Raw genomic sequence first — 2,575 nt, 5'->3', positions numbered from 1 at the left:
CAGGGCGCGCCAGCGGGCCCGCAACTGCCGCCACAGGCCGAACAGCGGCTCCACCCGGGGCGCCAGCGCGCGGCAGACCACCACGGCCGGGTCGGGCGAGGTGGCGCCGGCCTGGGCGTCCAGCGGGTCGCCGGCCATCACCTCGCGGGCCGCATCCAGCAGGGCCTGGCGCAGGGGCCAGGGGCAGCGCTTCACCGCCGGCGGCCCACAGCATGCCCAGCACCCGCTGGCCGCCCAGGCCCAGCGGGGAATCGAGCAGCTGGGTGTCCTCGGCCGCCAGCGTGCCGCGTTCCAGCCAGGTGCCGGGCAGTTCCAGGTGCTGGGTGATGCGGCCACGGGTGAAGGCCTCGTCGGCGGCCGGCAGGCCCAGGGCCAGCATCTCCCAGCCCAGCATCAGCGCGCCCGGCGCCAGTTCGAAGCGCAGCCGGTTCTCGGCCAGGCAGCCGCGGTAGGCGATGGTTTCCAGCGGCAGCCACTCCAGCCGGGCGCCGGCGGCCACCCGGGCCACCAGGTTCTGCCGGGCCACCTCGCCCGCACTGCGGTAGAAGCGCGTGGCGCTGGGCGTGGTGATCAGGGCATGCGTGCCCGCGGCCTGTTCGATGGTGATGTCCAGCACGTCGCCACCCACGATGCCGCCGGGCGGGTGCACCAGCACATGGTGACAGATGGCCTCGCCCTCGGGGTAGAGACGCTGCAGCACCCGCAGCGGGCCGTGGTGGCGGTCCAGCGCGACGGTGCGTTCGCCGTCGCGGGTGTACTGAAGGTGCAGGTGGCCGTGCCAGCCCATGGGCATGCGAGCGTGAAAAGAGGACCGCGCAGTGTAGGGGAGCCGCCCGCGGGCCCGGGGGCCGCGGGGCTCAGCGGTGGTGCCAGAAATGCCGGTGCGGCGTCAGCAGCGTCTCGCGCAGTTCCGGCGTGGGGCCATGCACCTCGATGGCCTTCTGCCCGCGGGCGAAGACCTCGCGGCAGGGCAGGGCCAGGGTGGGGTTGAGCGCGTGGTTGCCGGTCAGGGCCAGCAGGTCGGTCTCTTCCAGGCCGTAGACCAGGTGGCCGATGTTCGCCCAGTACTGGGTGCCGGCGCACATGGCGCAGGGCTCCACGGTGGTGACCAGCGTGCAGTCCCACAGCAGGTGCGGGGCATACAGCCGCGCGGCCTCGCGGGCCAGCACGGCTTCGGCATGGTTGACCGTGTCCACATTGGCCTGGCGCAGCAGCACCGTCTCGCCATCGGGCGCCACCAGCAGGGCGCCGAAGGGATGGTGGCCGCTGGCCATGGCCTGCTCGGCCACGGCCTGGGCCTCGCGCAGGTGGCGCTCGATCTGTGCGGGCGTCAGCATGGCGTCGTGCTCCTTGCGTTCAATGCGATTGCGAGCCGCGGTGGGCCCAGCCGGTGGTGCGCTTCTCGACCCAGGAGAAGAACTCGTACATCACCATGGCCATCGCGCCGACGACGACCAGACCCGCGAAGGCCAGGCCCATCTGCATCGCACTGCCGGCGCTCACCAGCAGGTAGCCGATGCCCTCGTTGGAGGCCGTCATCTCCGACACCGTGGTGCCGACGAAGGCCAGGGTGATGGCCACCTTCAGCGAGCCGAAGAAGTAGGGCATGGAGCGGGGCAGGCCGACCTTCACCAGCACGTCCCAGCGCCGGGCACCCAGCACCCGCAGCACGTCTTCCAGCTCGGGCTCCAGCGTGGCCAGGCCGGTGGCGATGTTGACGGTGATGGGGAAGAAGGAGATCAGGAAGGCGGTGAGCACCGCCGGCCCCACGCCGATGCCGAACCACACCACCAGGATGGGCACGAAGGCCGCCTTGGGCAGGGCGTTGAAGCCGGTCATCAGCGGGTAAATGGCGGCATAGGCCAGGCGCGAGCTGCCGATCAGGAAGCCCAGCAGCACGCCCACCACGATGGCGATGCCGAAGCCGGTCATCGTTACCCAGAAGGTGCGCCAGGCATGGCCCAGGATCACGTCGCGGTATTCCAGCACCTGGTCCCAGATGCGCAAGGGGCTGGGGAAGATGAACTCGCTGACCTGGAAGCCGCTGCAGATGGCCTGCCAGACCACCAGGATCAGCAGCAGCAGGACCCAGGGCGACCAGCGCTCCAGGCGCTTGGCGCGTTGTGCCGCGGTCGTCATTGGGCCACCTCCACACCTTGTTTGCGCATGGCGCCGATGTGGCCACGCAGTTCATGCACGATGTCCGAGAAGGCCGGGGTGTAGGTCACCTCCAGGTCGCGCGGACGGGGCAGGTCGATCTCGCGGCGCACCACGAAGCGGCCCGGGCTCTTGCTCATCACGTAGACGGTGTCGGCCAGGAAGACGCTCTCGCGCAGGTCGTGGGTCACCAGGATGACGTTGAACTTCTGCGCGGCCTGCAGGTCGCGCAGTGCGCACCACAGTTCCTCGCGGGTGAAGGCGTCCAGCGCGCCGAAGGGCTCGTCGAGCAGCAGCATCTTGGGCTCATGGATCAGCGCGCGGCAGATGCTGGCGCGCTGGCAGCACCACGAATTCGCCGACGGCACCGGCTTTCCGCGCGCCTCCAAGCTGGAGAGCCAGTCGGGCTGGCGCGGGT

The 2,575-nt window shown here is 70.7% G+C and carries 2 protein-coding genes and 2 pseudogenes; all 4 read right to left on the bottom strand.

All coding sequences use genetic code 11. The annotated features are described in order from the left end of the window. A pseudogene (locus I73_RS29545) lies at nucleotides 1-787 on the bottom strand (urease accessory protein UreD); the annotation flags it as partial. A 70-nt stretch (nucleotides 788-857) separates the two neighbouring features. Then, the gene (locus I73_RS20825; RefSeq protein ID WP_022982388.1) at nucleotides 858-1,337 is read right to left on the bottom strand and encodes a nucleoside deaminase; all 480 of its coding nucleotides are present in this window, start codon (nucleotides 1,335-1,337) and stop codon (nucleotides 858-860) included. Nucleotides 1,338-1,356: 19 nt separating this feature from the next. Then, nucleotides 1,357-2,139, bottom strand: a complete 783-nt coding sequence (locus tag I73_RS20820) for an ABC transporter permease (RefSeq protein ID WP_022982387.1) — start codon at nucleotides 2,137-2,139, stop codon at nucleotides 1,357-1,359. After that, nucleotides 2,136-2,498: pseudogene (locus I73_RS29540) on the bottom strand (ABC transporter ATP-binding protein); the annotation flags it as partial. The gene I73_RS20820 and the pseudogene I73_RS29540, both read right to left, overlap by 4 nt. Nucleotides 2,499-2,575 lie beyond the last annotated feature (77 nt).

It is taken from the genome of Ideonella sp. B508-1 (assembly GCF_000333615.1).
Classification (GTDB): domain Bacteria; phylum Pseudomonadota; class Gammaproteobacteria; order Burkholderiales; family Burkholderiaceae_C; genus Ideonella.
The sequence above is the reverse complement of the archived record's forward strand: the minus strand, read 5'-3'. Positions and strand labels throughout refer to the sequence as shown.